The sequence below is a fragment of the Psychromonas aquimarina ATCC BAA-1526 genome, from assembly GCF_000428725.1.
In the GTDB taxonomy this organism is placed as follows: domain Bacteria; phylum Pseudomonadota; class Gammaproteobacteria; order Enterobacterales; family Psychromonadaceae; genus Psychromonas; species Psychromonas aquimarina.
Map to the genome: position 1 here is coordinate 16,990 of NZ_AUAM01000012.1, position 20,386 is coordinate 37,375.

Here is a 20,386-nt window from a genome sequence, read left to right on the forward strand (position 1 = left end):
CAAGACTGGAGATAAGTAATGACAACCCGTATGAGCCCCTTTGAACGCCGTGAACAAGACCTTGATCCTCGAGAAGAAACTACCCAGCTGACAGAAATGATCACAACGGCTATGTCTCGCCGTAAATTTTTAAGCGCGGCTTCCGTTATGACTGCCGGTGCTTTTATGAGCGGTATGCCTGTTTCTGCAGCGGCCGGCTCAGGCTCTCCAAGCGGCAGCAGACTAATGGGATTCAAGAAAGTAGATGTCAGTACTGCTGATTCCTTTGTTGTACCTGAAGGTTATGAAGCAAATGTATTAATACGCTGGGGTGATCCGCTGTTTGCAGATGCGCCGCAATTTGATCCGACAGGTAATGCCAAAGCAGCCGATCAGGCGCTGCAGTTCGGTGACAATAATGACGGCATGGCCCTGTTTCCGCTCTCACAGGAAAGAGCTGTATTAGCCGTTAATAATGAGTACTGCAATAACGAATATCTGTTTTCACACCAGGGTGAAACGATGACTGCCGATGATGTCAAAAAATCACAAGCGGCACATGGTATCTCTATTTTTGAAGTAAAACGCAGCAGTGCTGATAACTGGAAAATCGTATTAGACTCAAAATATAACCGCCGTATTACGGCAGACAGTGAAATAGAAATCACAGGTTTAGCCGCCGGTCATCCGGATCTGATCACTGCAGCCGATCCTCTGGGAACAAAAGCATTAGGCACCTTTGGCAACTGTGCAAACGGCGTGACTCCCTGGGGAACCTACTTAACCTGCGAAGAAAATTTTAACGGTTACTTCGGCTCAGAAAACGATGTGAGTCTTAATAAAGAGCAGAAACGCTACGGTATTAGTCAGGAAGAAGCAGGCTATCACTGGCATCAGCATGATCCGCGCTTTGATATCGCTCAAAATCCCAACGAAGCAAACCGTCACGGCTGGGTGGTAGAAATTGACCCCATGGATCCGACATCAACACCGAAAAAACGCACCGCAATGGGACGTTTTAAGCATGAAAATGTTGCTGTTATTATTAATAAAGACGGTTTTATTGTTGCTTATATGGGTGATGATGAACGCGGCGAACACTTATACCGCTTTGTTTCTAAAAACAAATACGTTGAAGGTGATGATGCGGCAAACCGCAGACTGTTAGAAGAAGGTACGATTTACGCTGCCAAGTTTAGTGCAGACCGTAATAAGAGCGGCGGTATCGGCCAGTGGGTTGCATTAACACACGGCAAAAACGGCTTAACACGTGAAAACGGTTTCCCGAATCAGGAATACATTAATATCTATACACGTTTAGCCGCCACACAGGTTAATGCAACTACGATGGACCGCCCGGAATGGATTGCTGTGCATCCAAAACAGGATTACGCTTTCTGTACCCTCACCAATAACAAACACCGCGGTATAAAAGAGGGTCAGCCGGTGGGCGGACCAAACCCGCGTAAAGCGAATAACTACGGGCAGATTTTACGCTGGCGCCAGGTTAATGACGACCATACTTACCCGACATTTGCCTGGGATCTGTATGTGGTTGCCGGGAATCCTCAAGTCCATAAAGGCGGAAGTTATGCGGGCAGCAGCAATATTAACAGTGACAATATGTTCAACAGCCCGGACGGTTTAGGCTTTGATCAGGCAGGCCGCTTATGGATTCAAACGGACGGTGCCTATTCAAATAAAGGCGAATATGCAGGCATGGGTAATAATTCAATGTTCTGCGGTGACCCTGACAGCGGTGAAATACGCCGTTTCTTAACCGGCCCGATTGCCTGTGAAATTACCGGACTGACCTTCAGCCCGGATTATAAAACCATGTTTGTCGGTGTACAGCATCCGGGTGAAGATCTGCAGCCGTCGCACTGGCCGGACGGCGGCACCAGTACTCCCCGCTCAGCAGTAATGATGATAAGCAGAAAAGACGGCGGTATTATCGGAAGCTGATACCCTGCGTGCGCAGCAGGTTCCCATGCTCCATACCTTCTAATTCCCATACTCCAGACCCACTAGTTCCCATGCTCCATACCTTCTAATTCCCATACTCCAGACCCACTAGTTCCCATGCTCCGCGTGGGAATTCAGACTCATCGGCGCAGAACTAAGCATCAATCTATGCATTACCACGCAGAGCGTGGTAACGAGATGTAACGGCTAGCTCCCATGCACTAAACCCCGCTAGTTCCCATGCTCTGCGTGGGAATTCATACTCACGACGAAAGCATAACCATCAGTCTATGCACATCTCCTCCCCACTAGTTCCCATGCTCTGCGTGGGAATTCATACTCTCGACTACAGCATAACCATCAGTCTATGCATTACCACGCAGAGCATGGTAACGAGCAATATACACTTACCAGTTTTTACATACCTCAATAAGCCCCGGCTCTCCCTGGTAATTTTTTGCACTAGAATATCGCCAGTGCTCAGCTGACTCAACATAACCACGCTTAACTGGGTTTTGATGAATATACTCAATTTTTTGACGCATCATCGTTTCATTTTGAATCAACTCCGGGTGAATACCTTCCTGCCAGAACTGATAAGCACGATCATCTTTATGTGCTTTTTTATAAAAAGCTAACTGCTCTAAAATTGTTTTTACATTATGCCGCGTAAGATAAGCAATCAACTGCTTGGCTGTATAAGATTTTAAACGTCTTATATCTTTGTCTAACTGCTCACTCTGAACAATCAGATGCAGGTGGTTTTCCAGAATCACATAAGCATGCACTTTCAAACCTTCCCGTATTAAAAAGCGCAGTGAATCAAATATCATTTCAACCGTTTCCGGACGTGTGAATACAGGTATCCAGTGCAATACGGTTAAGGTAATAAAATGCGGTGCATCAACTTGCGTTATTTTGTAACGGCTTCTTCCCATGTGTGCTCCTTTGTTTATCGCCCGTTAGTTCCCATGAGCTACACGGGGCTTAAGACTCGTTATGGCAACACTAAGCATAGACCTATGCATTCCCACGCAGAGCATGGGAACGAGGTATTGTTACACGGAGCGTGGGAATTCAGACTCGCGACGGCAGCACTAAGCATAGACCTATGCATTCCCACGCAGAGCATGGGAACGAGGTGTTCTGCGTAGGAACGAGCTGTTTACCTGAAAAGATATTTCTGCACAGATGTTTTTTCAACTAATTTAACAAAAGCTATTGAAGAGATGATGGTGCCGAAGAATAACAGTGCATCTCTTGCTAATCCGCTTACTGCAAATATCCCGGCAATATTATAAAAAACAATCACAATTGACAGATGACAGACATAGATCGGCAGTATGCTTTTACTTAACCAGTAAGTCAGCGGGTGATCCCCAAGCAGAGGTTTTGCTAATAAAAAGAAAAACAGACCGCTTGCCCACAACGGAGTAAACAGTAAAAGATCGTGACTGGAAAATGCCACCTCTTTAGTAAATAACCAGTAGGCTTCAGCAAAATGCCCAAGCAGACCAGCAGACAGCATCAGTAAGGCAGACTGAGCTGATAATCTGAATTCAAATCTTCTAATTTCAAAACCGATGACCACCATCAGAAAACTGAAAAACGGCCCGTTACGCGTTAAAAAGGGAGAGCCGATTTCAGTAATTGATGCATAGCTTCCGGCTAAAACACCGTATATATACAATAAGGCGGCGGCGGGTAATAACAGTTTCAGCAGTTTAAAGTGAACAAATAAACCTGTCATAACAACGGCGATGATCAGTGCCGGTAAGAACCATAAATGTACTAAACCGCCCTCTAAAAATGAATTAAGCGGCGTATCTAATAAAAAATTCCAGTAAGCCTGGCGCTCACCAAGATAGCCCTGCTCCATCACAGTATTTAATCTCGTCGGCAGTATCAGACAGATGGCAGTCCACACCAGCCACACTTTCAGCAGCGGTGCATTATAGCGGCGCATCACAGACAACGGCGAGTTCATCAGTTTCGGCTGGATTAAAAAACCCGCTAATAAAAAGAAAAACGGTACGGCAAAACGACTGAGCTGATTAACAACATCAGCCAGCCAGGCATGGCCGTTTATAATCGGTGCATCAATAAATAATCGGGTATGAATCGCAATAACCGCAGCCATAGCGATAACGCGCATAAATTCAAGACTGGCAATTCTGGCAGGATAAGTTTTCATTTGTTCTCAACGACAGGTTAGGGAAATGATTTAATTAAACAGCATTCCTTTGCCTGCAGGAAAAATAACAGAAAACAGCACTTCTGATAGCGTTAAAAGATAAAAAACGGCAGTCACTCAAAAAATAATACTTTGAAACAAAATTTTTATTGTAAACAGCAGAATTATCAGTGCAGCTTTGATCCTTTATTATTCACTTTCTCCTAACAGCTGCATTATCTCATTACTGTTTATATTCTTCTGTCCTACAAAAATCACACCAGTATCTAGATACTCTTCAACAGATAAACCACGCATTGCACGATACGCTGTTGTTACCCCCTCATATCCCATACGAAAAGGATTCTGCATAACAAAGCCGTACATCTGTGCATCTTTTACCGAGTTAACCATAATTCGATGGGCATCAAAACCGATATGGATGATATTTTCAGCCCGGTTAATGCGTTTCAGCGCTATAGATACTCCTATACTGGTGGATTCGTTCGGGGTAAAAATGCCGTCGATCTGTTTCTGCAGTCTGAGAATCTGATAGGCAGCCGCTCGTGCATCTCCCACCATGGTGCCGATATACTGATCAACCACAATTTCCAGACCGCCCTGCACTGCACCTTCTATAAAACCATTTTCACGTAAAGTAGTACTTAACACTTCTTTACTTAAGCGCAGTACAGCAATCTGCCCCTGCCCCTGCAGAGCTTTTGCCATTTCTCTGCCCGCCAGCCGCCCGGCAGCATAATTTTCTGTTTTAATAACACTGAGTCTTTCGCCACCCATATCACGATCAATATAAACGGTGGCAATACCTAACTCTTTTAACCGGGCAACATCTTTAATACGATCTGTTGAATTTGGTGCCAGCACTAAGGCGCGGCAGCCTTTATTGATGATCGATTGTATTATCTCCCCTTGTCCCTCTCTATTAACCTCGTCGATTACTCCCCGAGCATAGATATTTATATTCAGTTCCTGTCCCGCCTTAACAGCTCCGCGAATAACTTCTCCCCAAAAGCTTTGCCCTCCGCCGGCAGTAACAACAGCAATACATTTTGCGCTGACTGATAATTCGACAGAAAAAAACAGAACCACGGCAGTCATTAGTTGAGCTAATCTACCTGTCAGTAAATTCATAGTCATTGCCTAACTCCCAGACTTATCCGCCTGCTAATAAGACTTATGAAGGTTTTATATCCAAGTTTAGCCGAAAAATACACAGCGTAAGCTGGCACAACTGCTGTTAAGGGAGCAGGCTTCGATTTTTACTGGTTAATATAACGGCTTTCCAGCAGCTATAGCCGAACAACAAAACAGAAAATTACGACCGCGGCATTTCCCTGCAGATGAAACCTTATTGATTTTTTGATGGCAAAAATTACTCAACACACAGCATCACCACGGGCCCTGTTAAAACTAGAGCTAGCAAAAACAATTCCCAGTTAACTTTAAACAGAGATCTTTTTCGTTTTTGATTTATTAATAACAAAAGCTTGCCAGCAAGTCGATTGTGTCAACCGTACCTGTAAATCTATACTTAAATGGAATTAAGTATAGATTTTACAGGGAGATACGTTTGCTTTTATAAGGATACGAGATTAACAGCAGAATCTGCTGTCTCGCTGCATAAAGTTTAAGGATAAATAAGCAAATGGCGAATACAGTTAATTACACAAAAGCAAACCTGACAAAGAAAAAACGTAAACAAGGCATCGTTTATGTTTCTCTGCTGTTTCTGTTTCTGATTTTAGTGATTACTGTTATTTATGCCTTCATACATGAACAGATTGACCATGACCGCGAAGTAAAACAATATTCTGAACTCTTTAATATCCAAAGCAAGGTGATCGCAGAGTTAAGCTCTGTCGGAGCGGATCTTATCTATTATTCCCACAGCGATCTCGCTATTGCAACTCTTTCATCGCAAGACCAGGCTGCCCAGAACTACCTGACATCCTTGATGTATAAAATCAGCTCGCATCAGAGACGTTATGATCAAATCCGCCTTTTTGATACACAGGGAAATGAGATCATTCGTCTTAATCAAGGCTCGGACTTCTCTCTGATACAAGTCCCGCAGCCTATATTACAAAATAAAAAAGACCGTTACTATTTCAAAAATGCGCTGCGCCTCCAGCCGGGACAAATTTATACCTCGCAGTTTGATCTCAATAAAGAGCAGGGAAAAATCCAGTACCCCGTCAAACCAATGATCCGTTATGCAACACCTGTCCACTCAGAAAATGGTGAGCTACTCGGCGCAGGTGTTATTAATTATAACGGCAGCCAGATTCTGAAAATAATAACGGATCTTAATGTTCATGAAGGTGATCAGGTTTTTCTTATCAATGAGGACGGTTATTACTTAAAAGGCAATGAAGCGAAGAAAGAATGGGGATTTATGTTCCCTGAAGATAAACAGTTTAGATTCTCCGATGAGCATCCGCAGGTATGGCAGGCGATGCAGGAGAAAACAAAGGGTCTGGTCTCTAATGAAAACGGCGAATATTATTTCACTCAGTTCTACTTGTCCCCCTCTGCATCGTTTAATGTAGTTAACAGCGAGCGGGTTTTTCTTATTATGCATGTCCCTGAACATATTCTTCATGATGAACATGCACTGTTGATGAAAGGTATCGCCATAGGCTCCCTGCTGGTTTTCCCTATGCTTTCACTATTGGGCTGGATACTGGCAGGCTCTCAGGTAGAACGGGTATGGTTATTTAAAAAACTAAATTTTGAAGCTCACCATGATGCATTAACCGGGCTGTATAACCGAAAAGCAATTGTTGATTACCTTGAAAAAAATATCAGCATCAGCCGGCGCAGAAATTTTCCTTTAGCAGTCGGCTTTATTGATGTTAATGATTTGAAAAAGACCAATGATCAGCTGGGACATGACGCTGGAGATGCCCTGATAAAAGGTGTTGCTTCAGTCATTACTCAAACAATTCGTGAATCTGATTTTGCGGCGCGTTTAGGAGGCGATGAGTTTCTCATTGTATTTGTGGACTGCAATGCAGGTAATGCCAGCAGCATTATGGAACGCATGCAGTCTAAATGTTCCTCTCTGGGTCTCAAACAAGCAGGTAAAGAATGGAGTATAAGCCACGGTGCTGCTGAACTTCTGGATGCACAGGATAATGCTGAAAAAATAATTGAAAGAGCCGACGGCGCTATGTATATACACAAAGCACAGCAGAAATTTACAGCACAGCAGAAACAAAAAGCACAACAGAAACGCCTGCAGACAGCCTGAGACTTCTTTAAGATAATTTTATCCCCTGTCCTCTAATTCTCATGCTCTGCACAGGAACTCAGCGCAGCGGCATTAACCATCAATCTATGCATTCCCACGCGAAGCATGGAACGAGGTTAAACCTCTCTGTTCAACTCTGCCGCTTGCCACCAAATCGATAACTTATTGATAACTTTATATTAACCTCAAGGCTGGAAATTGCTATAATCAAACTCCATGTACAAGTCTAACTATTTGATGTTATTTACAATATTCAGGGCTAGTTTACTTTCCACTTTATCCGCTTTCTGGAGTATTTCATGTCTACTGAGATCATTATGCTGGGAATGGCCGTATTAGTCGCGGTCGGAATTTTACTGCATCACCCGTCAAGAACCTTCGGCATCCCTTCTCTGCTTATCTTTATGGGTGTGGGACTCGCACTGGGTAACGGCGAGTTCAACTTTGTTTATGACAATCTCACTAAAACAGCCTGGGTAGGCGGCCTGGCACTCAATATTATTGTATTTGTCGGCGGGCTCAATACCTGCAATGATAAGATTAAAGCGGCCTTTAAAGAAGGCGGTGTGCTTGCCTCCTTTGGTGTAGTTTTTACCACCCTGTTTTTTGCACTGATTATTTACCAGCTGCTCGATTTTAACTTTATCACCTGCCTGCTGTTTGCCGCCGTTGTTTCCTCTACCGATGCAGCAGCCGTATTCTCGATACTTGAATCTAAAAAACTTAAATTAAAAGAGCAGACCGACAGCGTATTAGAATTTGAATCAGCAACCAATGATCCGGTCGCGATGCTGCTGGTTATATTCCTGACTGAAATGGCTTTATCATCAACTCAGGAAGTCCTTGCCCACGACATTGCATTAAATTTATTAACACAAATCGGCGTAGCAGTGGTGGTCGGCCTTATGGTTGGTAAAATCACTGTCCGGCTGCTCAATAAAATTCAGCTTGCTGAATACGGGCTGATCCCGGTATTTATTCTTGCCTGTTTTATTATTTCCACCTACGGTGCAGAGATGCTCGGCGGTAATATTCTCCTGGCTTCATATATCTCAGGGGTAGTGATCGGCAACGGTATCAAGCGCGGGCAGCAGGTTAACAAACACTTTTTTAACAGCCTTTCCTGGCTGGCGCAGGCGTTGATGTTTATCGTATTAGGCCTGCAGATTTTCCCGCAGTCATTAATAACAATTTTCTGGGCTTCGGTATTACCCGCACTGCTGCTGATTTTTGCAGCCAGACCTTTAGCGGTGCAGATCTGTTATCTGCCCTTTATTAAATCCAGCTGGCGAAAACGTCTGTTTATCTCCTTAATCGGATTAAAAGGCGCAACCCCCATTGTATTTGCACTTATTCCAGCGGCGGCAGGCGTGCCGGGTGCAGTCGATATTCTGCATATGGTTTTCTTTATTGTCCTGTTTTCGGTTGTACTGCAAGGCGGTGCAATAGCCCCCTTAGCCAACCGTCTGCGCTTAAATAATGATTAACCGTGTTCACTGGCAGGGGGTTAAGCGGATCTGCATAGTACAACTGTAATAATCTGGTACACCGCCTGCACTTTAATAATGTGTTTATATTTGCAGGCCCAGCCTTTTCTGATCCTTACATACAGTCATAACAGGTTGATAACCGTAAATTATTTAAACTTGTAATCCGCTGCTGTTTATTTTGCCAGATTCTTTCCTAATGCAGGTCAACTAACTTAATTTGTTCACTAGTAAATTTACAACTACATTAGTTATAAAGCCTGTAAAGGCTGAACAGCACAGCAAAAACAAAATTCCTGCTCCAGCCTGTAGTTCAGGGATAATTAAAGACCCGGATGTAGAGGTTTTAAAGGATATACATGGAATCAGTTCTGCTTATCATTTTCATCTCCTTAGCTATAGCAAGCACCTTGAATCTCGTGCTGAAAAAGTTTTCGGTATCGCATATTATCGGCTACATAATTATCGGTACAATTATCAGTAATATCTTTGCTTTCGGCAGTGAAAATCTTAAGTCATTAGCATTGATCGGGGAATTCGGCATCGTCTTCCTTATGTTTACCATAGGTTTAGAAATGTCCTTTTCTAAACTGAAAAAAATGAAAGAGATTATCTTTATTAACGGCTTTATACAGGTTGCTTTAAGTTCCGTCGTTATTTACAGCATCTGCTATTATCTGTTTGCTCTCGATCTCACTTCATCAATTATTATTGCGCTGGCCTTCAGCTTATCATCTACGGCCATCATCTTAAGTTATCTGAAACAGTCAAAAGATATTCTTACTCCTTACGGTAAAAAATCCGCCGCTGTTTTAATTTTTCAAGATCTGGCCGTTATCCCGATTTTACTCTTGATCAGTTTTTTATCCCGTAATGATTTGTCGCTCAGCGATGTGCTGCTGAAAACATTTATTTCGGCCGCCGTGGTCATTGTTTTTATGTTCACCCTGGGTAAAAAAATAATAGAAGGGTTACTGCAGTTTTCATCCCGCGCAAAACTGCAGGAATTATTCGTAGCCTCGGTATTAACCATTGTGCTCGGCGCCGCATTATTAGCCCACAAAATGGGCTTTACCTATTCTTTAGGGGCTTTTATTGCAGGAATGATCATTGCAGAAACTACTTTTCATATCAAAGTAGAGTCGGATATTTCTTCCTATAAGGATCTGTTATTAGGCGCTTTTTTCTTTTCAATCGGCACTAAAATTGATGTCTATTATTTTATAACGCACTTATATCAAGTCTTCAGCGTATTAATTTTTGCCATGCTGATAAAAGCACTGATTATCTATTTTCTAATCAGATATAAATCTAATACGAGTGACTCGCTTAAATCTGCTGTTGCACTGTGTCAGATCGGCGAGTTTTCCTTTGCCGTTTTTTCACTTGCCCTCAGCGAGCATTTACTTTCCGAAGAGGTCGGCGGATTCCTGATATTAGTAACGGTTTTATCTATGCTGGTGACGCCTTTTATGGTCAATAATATTTATAAAATAGCGGCCCTGTTTGTGGCTGAGTTTTATGAATCCGATAAGATTAACCCGCTTAAAAACAGCCGCCATACAGTGATCTGCGGCTTTGCAACGGTCGGGCGAATAGCCGCCCGGGAGCTGCAGAAACAGAAAGTTAATTTTGTAATTATTTCCAATAACCTGCAGCACGTATTAATCGCCAGAAAACGCGGTTATAGTGCCTATTTCGGGCATTTCGAAAAACTACCGGTACTGGAGTCTCTCAATATCGAGCAGACATCAAGTATTATTATTACAGTTAACAACATCCGCACTAAAAGAATAATCTGCGAAGCACTGCTCGATTATTACCCGCAGGCAAATCTAGTGGTAAAAATTAATACCCATCAGGAACGGCACGCCTTTGCGGATCTTACCATTAACTCATTTGTTCATTCCGAGCATGAAACCGCACTGTTATTAGTAAAACAAAGCCTTCATAAATAGTCTTTATTACTTTCCTACAGGCAGAACAGATAAACTCTACAGACTGCAGTTAAAACTGCCTGCGGGTCATAATATATTTTCATCCAGAATAATTAGACAGCGCTTAAACAGGCTATTATTTAAAGAGTAATTCTTTCTGTGTTAATCGTATATTGCTACGGATGTATTATGGACTCGCTGTTTAAACTAAAAATGTCTTTCACTCCTTTTTTTCTTGTGCTTCTGTTTTTGAGCAGCCCGGCTTCCTCTGAGCAGCCCACTCTGAAAGCGATCGGCCATCATGACTATGCGCCCTGGAACTGGGAAAAAGATAATCAAATTGTCGGTGCGGCGGCTGAAATAACAGCGGTTCTTTTCAAGAAAGCCGGTGCCAATATAGATTTAACTTATCTAGGGCCGTGGAAAAGAGGGCAGGGTTTTGTTGAACACGGTGTTGCCGATATTAATATCTGCGCATTTATTAACGAACAGAGAAAAGCCTACTCTGTTTTTATAGAAACCCCGATGGGTTTTATCGAACAAGCGCTGTTTGTCAAAAAAGGCAAAGAGTTTCCTTTCAACTCATGGCAGGATTTAAAAAATAAAAAAGTCGCACTGCTCTTTGGTGTCAGCTTAGGCACAAAATTTGATGACTTTTTGAATAACAATGTAAAAGTATTCAGAGCAAACAATTATCAACTGCTGTTCAGACAGTTAAAATCGGAACGAATCGATGCTGTCGTTATCGGGCGAAATTCCGGACAAGCAATACTGGAAGCATATGGATTTGCAGAAGATATCGTCAGTTTACCCAATCCCGTATTAACCGGAAAACTATATATATCAATGTCCAAAAAATCCAACTATCTGCACCTGCTGCCGTTAGTTGAAAAACAGATGCAGCAGCAGGGTTATTATCAATGGGTTGATAAACTGCTCGCTAAATATACCTATATCTACCAGAGTGACTACCAGTCTGAAAACAGCACAGAATAACAGCAGTTCATCATAATAATGAACACCTTAAGAATATTTAAGGCAGGTCACTTATCAATAACCGTCACTTTATGGTCTTTTTCAGCGATATAAAAAACAATAATCTTAGCCGCCTCTGTACCAGTATTCTCTCCATAGTGAGAGGTGTTTACCAGCTCAACCAGACTGTCACCCGCCTGCACCTTTAACACCTTGTCACCACTGTAAACGGTTAGTGTACCGCTTAATAATACACCGGCATTAATAACCGGATGTTGATGCATAGGCAGTTTTTCACCCGGCGCAATAACTATTTCTTTAATGGTCACCTCGGGTTGAGTTAATGACTGAGCAGGAAGGTTTGTACCATCCCATGACTTAGTACTTTTAACTAAATCGACAGAAGTCGCGGCGCTGACATTTAAGACAGCCAGCAGAAGAGCGGTAGGAAGTAGTTTTAACATAAACATCACCTGTTATCGAAGCAGAAGAATTATAAACCTACATAAAATGCTAACAGACAAAAACAGCAAATAATATGCCGCGAAATGAATAATTTCTTTAAAAACATTAAGTTAATGAAATCAACAAAGTGATATTACTGGTAGTGGTCAATAAAAAACTTTAAGGCATCTGTATCAATAACACGGATTTCTGTGCCGTGTTTTTCAACTAAACCTTTCTCAATAAGATCTTTCACCACTCGTCGATAAACCCGGCTTGTGGTACCGAAGCGCTCTGCTTCCATACATACCTTGTCAAAACTGCCGAGCATGACACTGCTTTGACTGCGGTGCCATAAATCATAAGCAATATTGTAAGTGATGGAGTGCAGAAGACGGTGGGTGTAGATATCCAGCGAATCCTGATAATCGGCGGCTAACGCACAGGAAAAAAACAGATGAAACTCCGGTCGTTTCGCCAGTAACTCAGTCAAGGCATTAAGGCAGATAATATCCACCTGCATACCTTCAGCCGCTACCACGTTCCACTGACAGACAGTATCTGTAAAGTACTCCATTTCACCGAAAATATGATAATCACATTCCACTTCACCTAACTGAAAACGCCGCCCGTTGACCGCGGCAATATTCATTGATACCCGGCCGACAGAAACCAGATACAGGTGTTTAAGTACCTGCCCCTGACGCAGGATATCCTCACCCGCCTGAAAATACTGGCTATGGCTCTGGCACAAATAAAAGGCTTCCTTAAACTCAGGATACAGGGTATTCAGATGACTGGAAAAACGACTTTGTGAATAGGGTTTCAACTGCATAATTTATACTTTCGGCAAAATGCTAACGAGAACAATTAAGAAGCCGCATGCTAACCAATCATCAGCAGCAGAGCAATAGTTTAACTGCAAAACTCCGGCATTAAACCTGACCGTGAAAAAGCCCGGTAAAAGAACCGGGCCTGTATCACAAACTATCAGCCGTTACGGCCGGCAGCACAGCGCATGCAGCACAGCGCATGCAGCGCAGCTTCAGCAGCTGTTTTTTCTCCCTGCATCATTGTCTGATCAGCATCCACATACTGATTTATCCCTTCTTGAACATCCTGCTGATATAAAACAACATTATTAAGAATGCTGGCAATGCGCAGGCCCCGCAGCCTGCCCACAGTCAGTAAAGCAGAGGTTTCCATATCCGCACCTAACACCCCTTTCTGACTCCAGTGCTCACATATCTGCGCTTCATTATCGGTATAAAAACTGTCGTTAGAACGTACAATACCGAAATGAGCGGCAGTCTTGTGCATGTTAAGGTACTGCTCAATACCCGCCAGTAAATGCCGATCCGCATAAGCGGGGAATTCAGCTGCAACATAAGCCTTAGAGCCGCCTTCATCACGCACAGCCCCCTCAGCAACAATCAGTTCACCTAATCCGATATTATCCTGCAGAGCGCCAGCAGAGCCCACCCGGACAATATATTGTGCGCCGCATAAATGCAGCTCTTCAAGCGCAATAATTGCCGAAGGCGCACCGATACCTGTGCTGCACACAGTAACCGCTTTGCCCTGATAATAACCGTTGATCAGGCGGTATTCACGGTTATCCGATATAAGCTGTACATCGTCAAGCAGATCAGCGATGCGGTTAACCCTGGCAGGTTCGCCGCAGACAATAACACGCGCGGCAACCTGAGAGGCATTCACGTTAATATGAGGCTGTTTACTCATGCTGTTTTAACCTCTGCGCTGTCCTGAACTTTTGTTTCTGAAGCAGCAGTATTGGCTCCCTGATTATCTTTGGCAGTATTCATCCACTGACGTGTACCGTTAGCCGCAATAATCATCAGAATCGCATACTCAATTGACAGTGCATAAACGCCCTGCGCTGCATAAATGCATACGCTGATAACATTAATAACAACCCACAGGATCCAGTTTTCAACATATTTTCGTGTCATTAGAATCTGCGCCACAACTGACAGCACTGTCATCACAGAATCCCAGAACGGAAATGCATCCGGCGATAACTCCGGACGGGCAAGCCCGGCACCAAAAATATTCATGGTATCAACAGCAACATTTGCCAGCACTAAGAAAACCGGATCGATATATACCGTCATCAGCGCAATACCCAGTACACTCACCGCCACGGTAAATGCAGTTTTCTGTTTACTCATCCAGCGCACTGTCAATTTGTCACCGTCTTCAGAAGCTGGTCTTGTCCATGCGTACCAGCCGTACAGATTGGCACAAAAGAAAAACAGCTGCAGCAGAAGAATACCGTAAAGCTGAATCTGGTAAAATATAACCGCAAACAGCGTGACATTAATCAGACCAAACAGATAGTTGATGGTTTTTTCCTGACTGGCATTCCAGATACACAGTAAACCAAAAACAGTACCAACCGCCTCAATCCACGACATAGCGTAACCGCCGCCGACAGGGATATTCACCAGCGTATTATTGATATCAAACCAGGTTAAGATATCCATTTTTATTCCTTTTATAGATTTTGAAAGTTATATACCCGTTATCAATCAAGATGCAAAAATCAGCAAGTCGTAAGGTGAACAGGTTCTAGGCGTGAAGGTGAAGATCTAACGGGTTAAATCGAGACTTCATAACAACGAAAATGTTTGCCTTACGGCTTGCCCTGCGGGTCGCCAGCTCGAAAACCAATACTGCGTTGCAACATTTGATAAGGACTAGCCATTGTCATCATGTTGCGCCTTGTCTTAGTGTCCGAGCTAGCGACTGATAAATGCATTTTGATTGATAACGGGTATGTCTATGGTAATAAAAAGCACTACTCGGCAATGAGGACTTTTGTCCCCCTGCATTCGATACATATCAAAGTTCAGCAGAGAAAATAGAAAAAACACAATGAGGGAGTAAACAAGGGAAAACTTGCGGGCCCCGAATCTTTAAACTTATAAAGCTCAGGTGCCCTGCTTTTTTATAGGATGCTGCTAAGTCTGCCTAAAACGCAGAACGGCGGGCTTCATAAGCGGCTGAGAAAGCCGTGATGGATTCATGATCATAGGGTTTTAAACCGGCAACAACCATTTTTTTAATACCGCGGCCGATCGACTTTTCACCGTCATTGATGGCAAAATGCAGAAAGTTATTCGCACGCTTCGGCTCTACTTCAAAAAGAGAGTCTTCCAGTTCAACATTTACCGGCGCATTAAGTGCCAGGGCATCAAATTCAAAACTCATGCTGTTGTACATCACTAACGGGCGGGCTGGGTTAAACATCACATTATGCTTTTTCATCAGCGGCATTAATAATGTCGGGAAATTCTGCCCCGAAAAAACTACGTAGTTTTTAATTAAAGACTCGATTAATGCCGGATCATGGCTGGTACTGCCCTTTTTACTAATTTCTAAGACACTTTTTCCCTGTTCATTGGTAATTACGATATGCTCACCGTCTGCTTCAGGAAAAACTAATCCGACATTATCACCCACCATATTGGTAAAAGTGAAGCTCATAGACTCACTTACGCCGTACTCATTTAATGCCAGTGAAAACAGTAAATCCCCCGGTACGCAGAAACGTTTGTTTTCAGGATCATGAATAGGGTTAAAATCACGACATTCTTGTTTAGCAAAGGTGCTTGCCTGAGCAGCTGAAATGCGCACAAGGTTGTCACGTTTCGTGTAATAAGATTCTAATAACATCAGGCTTCTCTTAAATGGTAAATAAATTAAAAAAGCGGATTATAAGGAAATAATATAAAAAAGATATCACTTCGCGTTTTTTTCTGTCATTTTCTAGGAATTTATTACCCGGCAGGACACAGCAAAAACGCTGTTAATCACCAAAGTTATTGTTTTTGTTCACTTCATTTAAAGTGAAATCAACAAAACGTTTATTAGCAACAGACAAATAACCGTCCCTGCGCCAGGCCATAGCCAGATCCAGATGTACAGCCGGCTCAAAAGGGATGCCCTGTATGTCCGGTTCAACATCTGTCACTAACTCTAATAATGCAGTGATCGCAAATTCATTTTTTACAATGTTTAAAATCATCGCTAATAAATTAGTTTCAAAAGAATATTGTGCCGTGCAGTGGTGCTGCTGACATAGGTCGTCAATCACAGCCCGGTGGAAATAACCGGCTTTAAACATCACCAGTTCATGGTCAAAAAAGGTCCGGCAGTTTATATTGTTATGCGCAGCTAAAGGATGATTTTGCCCCACGGCGGCTACCATTTGTGAGGTGATCAGATGCTTTGCCTGCAGTTCATCGGGCACATTTTCATTGATAATTATGCCTAAATCCAGCTCCCCGCTGAGGAGCAGATCTTTAATAGTCTGCGTACCCGACTCCACAATACTAAGATTCAGATGCGGATGCTGAAACTTAAATGCCATTAAGATCTCTGGAAAAAAATAGGTACCCATCATGCTCGGGATACCGATTTTTACTTCGCCCTTTTCCAGACCGCGCAGTTCATCAACCGCAGTCTGAGCATCTGCAATTTTATTAAGGATGCCTTTAGCATGATCTAACAAAACCTGCCCTTCTGTAGTGACCGAGACCCCTTTACGGCTGCGGTACAATAAAGTAACACCAAGCTTTTGTTCAAATTTAGACATAGAAATACTCAGGGCTGACTGAGCAATATTCAAGGATGCAGCTGCTTTTGTATAACTGCCGTGCTCAACAACAGAGACAAAATAGTGTAAGTTCTTAGAATTAAGCATAAGTAAAATATATACCCGGGATAAGTTTAATATATTTTTAATACTACCATTTAACAGCTAACCTCTTGGTAAATTATCAGCTGCGGAACTCAAAAATGATTAAATTACATTCAAGCTCATATAAACGCGTGACTGTCGGCCTCGGATTAGGTTCATTTCTAGTATTTTGCAATCTCTATTACTTTCAGCCGTTACTTCCCCATTTTATGCGTACATTTAATGCCACAGAAATACAGGTAAACTGGCTGTTCTCTGTTACTACCTTAGCTGTAGCCATTGCACTTATTCCCTGGGCAATTCTTTCTGAAACTTACGGCCGCCGTCCGGTAATGTTATGCAGCTTATTGTTAATTCCGGTTATTAATCTGCTGATGTTTTTTAGTCAGGATTTATCAACTCTGCTTGTGCTGCGCTTTTTTCTGGGCATATCTCTAGCTGGTTTTATTGCGGTAGCCGTCGCTTATATGGCTGATGAATTTGAACCGCAGGCTTTACTAACTGCCGTCGGCGGCTATATCAGTGCTAATTCACTGGGCGGTATTCTAGGACGAATATACGGCGGTGTAATGACCGACTTTATAGGGTTAAACTGGACGATATTAAGTATGTCTGCTTTAAGCTTTACTGCACTGTTTTTTATCTTCCCGAGGATCAGCAGGCAAGACCATTTCAGTGCGCATAAAGGCCGTTTTTTTCATCATAACAGACAGCTGCTTACACATATCCGCACACCAAAAATATTACTGGCGACGATTATCGGCGGATTAAATTTTGCAATGTTTATTAATATCTATACGGTAATGGCCTTTAAATTATCATCGCCGCCTTTATCACTGCCCGCGAGCATCACTTCGCTGATATTTTTATGTTATTTAGCCGGCACCCTGTCGGCTAAACTGAGCGGCAGCTGGACAAAAAAGTACAGCACAACTTCGGGCATACTAGCGGCTGCGGCCGTCTGTTTCAGCGCAATAATAATCATGTCGCTGCAGAATTTAGTGTCTATTGTACTAGGTCTGCTGCTGCTCAGCGGCGGCGCTTTTTTTATCCACTCTCTGGCTTATGGTTTTGTCGGGCGAAATGCGCGCCACGGGAAATCTACCGCAACCGCTCTGTATCTGGTGATGTATTACTGCGGAGGCAGCCTGGGCGGCTTTGTTCTGATATCCTGCTGGCAGTCAGGGGGCTGGCCGATGGTATTTACAGCCTGCGTATTCACTTATTTAATCATGGCGGCACTGACGGTTTATTTAAGCCGCAAAAGCATGCCGGCAAATACACAGTGTGCTTAAAGCTCATTAATTAACGACCGTTTGACCGGCTTAGCAACTCTACCTGGTGCTGTTCCTGCTCTGTTAAAGCACCATAAAAGCGCGGATAAGGCCAGCCGTATCCCCAGCGAAAACTGGTTGGCAAAAACGGAGTGCCTCCAACCCGGACGCCCAGGAGCATTAACAAAGCAACTTCGGGTTCTCCAACCTGAGTTACACAGAGTTTCAAAGCTTTATCGGACTCTATCCGCTGCTGGTAAGTGCCGCCTTTCCAGTAGTCATAATCATGCTTCGTACAGCATGAAAGCCATAGCTTGTTCTGCTCTATTGTTCCGTCAGGAAATGCGCTGCAGCCGTCACTAGTAAAAGGCACCAGGGTATCCGCATAAGCACAAGGCGCCCCTAATACAAATAATAGGAGTGGGATTAACTTATTTAATCTTTTCATAACACCTGCTGACAATACGGCAACTTATATTAACTAGGCTTAATTAGCATCATGCATAAACCATGTTTATGCAATAACACTAGTTAAGTGCATTATTCTCTTTCTCCTCTCAGCATAAACTTCTTCTGTGCTTACAACAATCAACAAAACAAATACCCGTTTAAAGTTAAATTATCTAATAAGGTCAAAGATATGAAAAAATTAATTATTGCCGGAACTGCCGCTTTTTCATTTTCTGCAGGTGCCGTGCAGATCCCGGAAAATATTACCACGCCGGATAAAGTTGTCACCAGTGTCGGGACATTCAATTATTTTGACGGTTACCTGGACGAAGCCGGCACGACCCGTGCACTGGAACTGCTGCAGCTGCAGCGTGCATCGCAGGTTTTCCTGGATCATATTCCGACGACATCAATGTATGCCTTTACAGAAGGTCTGACTGCAGCGGGACAAAAACAGCCTAACCAGGTTTTACTGTTTGAAGATATGATGGATGACCAGACACTGCTGCTGACTGCCAATAATGACACCGTTTATTTCCTCGGCCAGTATGATTTAAGCAGAGGCCCGGTTGTTCTGCAGACACCGCCCGATACATTAGGATTTATCGATGATGCTCGATTCCATCATATCGCTGATACCGGCCGCGCGGGTGCAGATAAAGGCCAGGGCGGCACCTTCATTCTTTTACCGCCGGATTATGATAACCACTACGGCAGCGCTGAGCAGCTGAAAAACAAACATAACGCTTTTGTTTATCAGTCTCCTTCATACAATATTATGATGCTTAACCGTGGTTTTCGTGACCAAAACGGTAACTGGGATAAAGCGGTAGCTAATATCAAAGCGAACATGAAAGGTTTCTACTTAGCTGATATCGATAATCCGCCGGCTATGCAGTTTATTAAATACACAGGTAAAGAAACCAATACCATTCACGCAAATAATCAGGATTTCTACCAGGAATTAAACGCGGCGGTTCAGCGTGAGCCGGCACAGTTATACAGTGTTGAAGAGCGCGGCCTGATGGAATCCATCGGAATCGTTAAAGGACAAGATTTTATCCCCAAAGCGGATCTGGTTCAGGCGGCTGCCGTTGCTAATGCACAGGCCCGGGCGGTAACCTTCCGCCCCGATGACAGCTTTAATGTTTATCCGGGCAATCCGCAGTGGACAACCCCCTATGAGCCTAATCCAAGCCATGATTATGTCACTGAAAACGGAGGCCGAAACTTTGATGCGATGATTTATTTCCATTATTATGCAACAGGTGTTTCACCGGCAATGGCGCTTGATTTCTTAGAGAAAGGCAGCAAATATGCAGCTGCTTTTCATGACTCCACGGGCGCTTATTTAGACGGCGGTTTACATTATACAATCACTATTCCGGCAGGTGTTCCGGCAAAGGATTTCTGGTCATTCACTGTTTATGATACACAGACCCGCTCAATGCTGGTTAACGGCAGTAAATCATCTGTTATAGGTTTTGATGCGCAGGCGAACAAGGACGGATCTATACCCTGCACTTTGCACCGCAGCGTCCGCAGGGAGTCAATGAAAGTAACTGGGTTAAAACTCTCAGCGGCAGATCATGGTCCACCATCTTTCGTAACTATGGACCGAAGCAGGCCTGGTTTGATAAAACCTGGCAGCTGGGTAATATTGAAAAAGTTGAATCATAAAAATGATTAAGGCCCGCTGCAG

At 43.3% G+C, this 20,386-nt stretch carries 17 protein-coding genes; 7 read left to right on the forward strand and 10 right to left on the reverse strand.

What is annotated here, in order from left to right; all coding sequences use genetic code 11:
* The first annotated feature begins 18 nt into the window (after positions 1-18).
* Positions 19-1,944, forward strand: coding sequence for a PhoX family protein (locus tag G337_RS0104375; protein ID WP_157619216.1), 1,926 nt, complete (start codon positions 19-21; stop codon positions 1,942-1,944).
* A 407-nt stretch (positions 1,945-2,351) separates the two neighbouring features.
* On the opposite strand, the gene G337_RS0104380 is transcribed toward G337_RS0104375, so the two are convergent.
* The 3 genes from G337_RS0104380 to G337_RS0104390 all read right to left on the reverse strand — a co-directional run bounded on the left by G337_RS0104380 (position 2,352) and on the right by G337_RS0104390 (position 5,269).
* Positions 2,352-2,882, reverse strand: coding sequence for an REP-associated tyrosine transposase (locus tag G337_RS0104380; protein WP_028862796.1), 531 nt, complete (start codon positions 2,880-2,882; stop codon positions 2,352-2,354).
* A gap of 227 nt (positions 2,883-3,109) precedes the next feature.
* Complete coding sequence (locus G337_RS0104385; protein WP_028862797.1) at positions 3,110-4,138, reverse strand: acyltransferase; 1,029 nt, start codon at positions 4,136-4,138, stop codon at positions 3,110-3,112.
* A 189-nt stretch (positions 4,139-4,327) separates the two neighbouring features.
* On the reverse strand, positions 4,328-5,269 hold the full coding sequence (locus G337_RS0104390; protein ID WP_051302945.1) for an ABC transporter substrate-binding protein: 942 nt from the start codon (positions 5,267-5,269) through the stop codon (positions 4,328-4,330).
* A 514-nt stretch (positions 5,270-5,783) separates the two neighbouring features.
* On the opposite strand from G337_RS0104390, the gene G337_RS0104395 reads away from it, so the two are divergent.
* From G337_RS0104395 to G337_RS0104410, 4 genes are all read left to right on the forward strand, one after another.
* Positions 5,784-7,391 carry a sensor domain-containing diguanylate cyclase gene (locus tag G337_RS0104395; protein WP_028862799.1) on the forward strand — a complete coding sequence of 536 codons (1,608 nt, stop codon included), beginning with the start codon at positions 5,784-5,786 and terminating at the stop codon, positions 7,389-7,391.
* Positions 7,392-7,690: 299 nt separating this feature from the next.
* Positions 7,691-8,878 carry a potassium/proton antiporter gene (locus G337_RS0104400; protein ID WP_028862800.1) on the forward strand — a complete coding sequence of 396 codons (1,188 nt, stop codon included), beginning with the start codon at positions 7,691-7,693 and terminating at the stop codon, positions 8,876-8,878.
* Positions 8,879-9,237: 359 nt separating this feature from the next.
* Complete coding sequence (locus tag G337_RS0104405) at positions 9,238-10,836, forward strand: cation:proton antiporter domain-containing protein (protein WP_028862801.1); 1,599 nt, start codon at positions 9,238-9,240, stop codon at positions 10,834-10,836.
* Between the two features lie 168 nt (positions 10,837-11,004).
* Positions 11,005-11,811, forward strand: a complete 807-nt coding sequence (locus G337_RS0104410; protein WP_028862802.1) for a substrate-binding periplasmic protein — start codon at positions 11,005-11,007, stop codon at positions 11,809-11,811.
* Positions 11,812-11,858: 47 nt separating this feature from the next.
* Here the strand turns inward: G337_RS0104410 and G337_RS0104415 are convergent, their stop codons facing one another.
* From G337_RS0104415 to G337_RS0104440, 6 genes are all read right to left on the reverse strand, one after another.
* Positions 11,859-12,254 (reverse strand): cupin domain-containing protein, encoded by a 396-nt coding sequence (locus G337_RS0104415; RefSeq protein ID WP_028862803.1) that lies wholly within the window; start codon positions 12,252-12,254, stop codon positions 11,859-11,861.
* 134 nt (positions 12,255-12,388) lie between these two features.
* The gene (locus tag G337_RS0104420) at positions 12,389-13,069 is read right to left on the reverse strand and encodes a Crp/Fnr family transcriptional regulator (RefSeq protein ID WP_028862804.1); all 681 of its coding nucleotides are present in this window, start codon (positions 13,067-13,069) and stop codon (positions 12,389-12,391) included.
* 155 nt (positions 13,070-13,224) lie between these two features.
* Positions 13,225-13,977, reverse strand: a complete 753-nt coding sequence (locus G337_RS0104425; protein WP_028862805.1) for a nucleoside phosphorylase — start codon at positions 13,975-13,977, stop codon at positions 13,225-13,227.
* Complete coding sequence (pnuC, locus tag G337_RS0104430) at positions 13,974-14,741, reverse strand: nicotinamide riboside transporter PnuC (RefSeq protein ID WP_028862806.1); 768 nt, start codon at positions 14,739-14,741, stop codon at positions 13,974-13,976. Before pnuC ends, G337_RS0104425 begins: the two co-directional genes overlap by 4 nt.
* A gap of 487 nt (positions 14,742-15,228) precedes the next feature.
* Positions 15,229-15,933: a DUF3581 domain-containing protein gene (locus G337_RS0104435; RefSeq protein WP_028862807.1), complete on the reverse strand. Its 705-nt coding sequence runs from the start codon at positions 15,931-15,933 to the stop codon at positions 15,229-15,231.
* 133 nt (positions 15,934-16,066) lie between these two features.
* Positions 16,067-16,963 carry a LysR family transcriptional regulator gene (locus tag G337_RS0104440; RefSeq protein WP_028862808.1) on the reverse strand — a complete coding sequence of 299 codons (897 nt, stop codon included), beginning with the start codon at positions 16,961-16,963 and terminating at the stop codon, positions 16,067-16,069.
* Positions 16,964-17,058: 95 nt separating this feature from the next.
* Here G337_RS0104440 and G337_RS25590 point away from each other — a divergent pair, with 95 nt between their 5' ends.
* On the forward strand, positions 17,059-18,255 hold the full coding sequence (locus tag G337_RS25590; RefSeq protein WP_037027080.1) for an MFS transporter: 1,197 nt from the start codon (positions 17,059-17,061) through the stop codon (positions 18,253-18,255).
* 10 nt (positions 18,256-18,265) lie between these two features.
* Here the strand turns inward: G337_RS25590 and G337_RS0104450 are convergent, their stop codons facing one another.
* Positions 18,266-18,682, reverse strand: a complete 417-nt coding sequence (locus tag G337_RS0104450; protein ID WP_028862809.1) for a hypothetical protein — start codon at positions 18,680-18,682, stop codon at positions 18,266-18,268.
* Between the two features lie 192 nt (positions 18,683-18,874).
* On the opposite strand from G337_RS0104450, the gene G337_RS25595 reads away from it, so the two are divergent.
* Positions 18,875-20,374, forward strand: a complete 1,500-nt coding sequence (locus G337_RS25595) for a DUF1254 domain-containing protein (protein WP_051302947.1) — start codon at positions 18,875-18,877, stop codon at positions 20,372-20,374.
* The last annotated feature ends 12 nt before the right edge of the window (positions 20,375-20,386 follow it).

Coding starts and splice junctions, on each gene's coding strand:
- G337_RS0104450 (WP_028862809.1), bottom strand. CDS start 18,682: ATGAAAAGATTAAATAAGTTAATCCCACTCCTATTATTTGTATTAGGG.
- G337_RS0104440 (WP_028862808.1), bottom strand. CDS start 16,963: ATGCTTAATTCTAAGAACTTACACTATTTTGTCTCTGTTGTTGAGCAC.
- G337_RS0104390 (WP_051302945.1), bottom strand. CDS start 5,269: ATGAATTTACTGACAGGTAGATTAGCTCAACTAATGACTGCCGTGGTT.
- G337_RS0104410 (WP_028862802.1), top strand. CDS start 11,005: ATGGACTCGCTGTTTAAACTAAAAATGTCTTTCACTCCTTTTTTTCTT.
- G337_RS25590 (WP_037027080.1), top strand. CDS start 17,059: ATGATTAAATTACATTCAAGCTCATATAAACGCGTGACTGTCGGCCTC.
- pnuC (WP_028862806.1), bottom strand. CDS start 14,741: ATGGATATCTTAACCTGGTTTGATATCAATAATACGCTGGTGAATATC.
- G337_RS25595 (WP_051302947.1), top strand. CDS start 18,875: ATGAAAAAATTAATTATTGCCGGAACTGCCGCTTTTTCATTTTCTGCA.
- G337_RS0104385 (WP_028862797.1), bottom strand. CDS start 4,138: ATGAAAACTTATCCTGCCAGAATTGCCAGTCTTGAATTTATGCGCGTT.
- G337_RS0104375 (WP_157619216.1), top strand. CDS start 19: ATGACAACCCGTATGAGCCCCTTTGAACGCCGTGAACAAGACCTTGAT.
- G337_RS0104435 (WP_028862807.1), bottom strand. CDS start 15,933: ATGTTATTAGAATCTTATTACACGAAACGTGACAACCTTGTGCGCATT.
- G337_RS0104395 (WP_028862799.1), top strand. CDS start 5,784: ATGGCGAATACAGTTAATTACACAAAAGCAAACCTGACAAAGAAAAAA.
- G337_RS0104415 (WP_028862803.1), bottom strand. CDS start 12,254: ATGTTAAAACTACTTCCTACCGCTCTTCTGCTGGCTGTCTTAAATGTC.
- G337_RS0104400 (WP_028862800.1), top strand. CDS start 7,691: ATGTCTACTGAGATCATTATGCTGGGAATGGCCGTATTAGTCGCGGTC.
- G337_RS0104420 (WP_028862804.1), bottom strand. CDS start 13,069: ATGCAGTTGAAACCCTATTCACAAAGTCGTTTTTCCAGTCATCTGAAT.
- G337_RS0104380 (WP_028862796.1), bottom strand. CDS start 2,882: ATGGGAAGAAGCCGTTACAAAATAACGCAAGTTGATGCACCGCATTTT.
- G337_RS0104405 (WP_028862801.1), top strand. CDS start 9,238: ATGGAATCAGTTCTGCTTATCATTTTCATCTCCTTAGCTATAGCAAGC.
- G337_RS0104425 (WP_028862805.1), bottom strand. CDS start 13,977: ATGAGTAAACAGCCTCATATTAACGTGAATGCCTCTCAGGTTGCCGCG.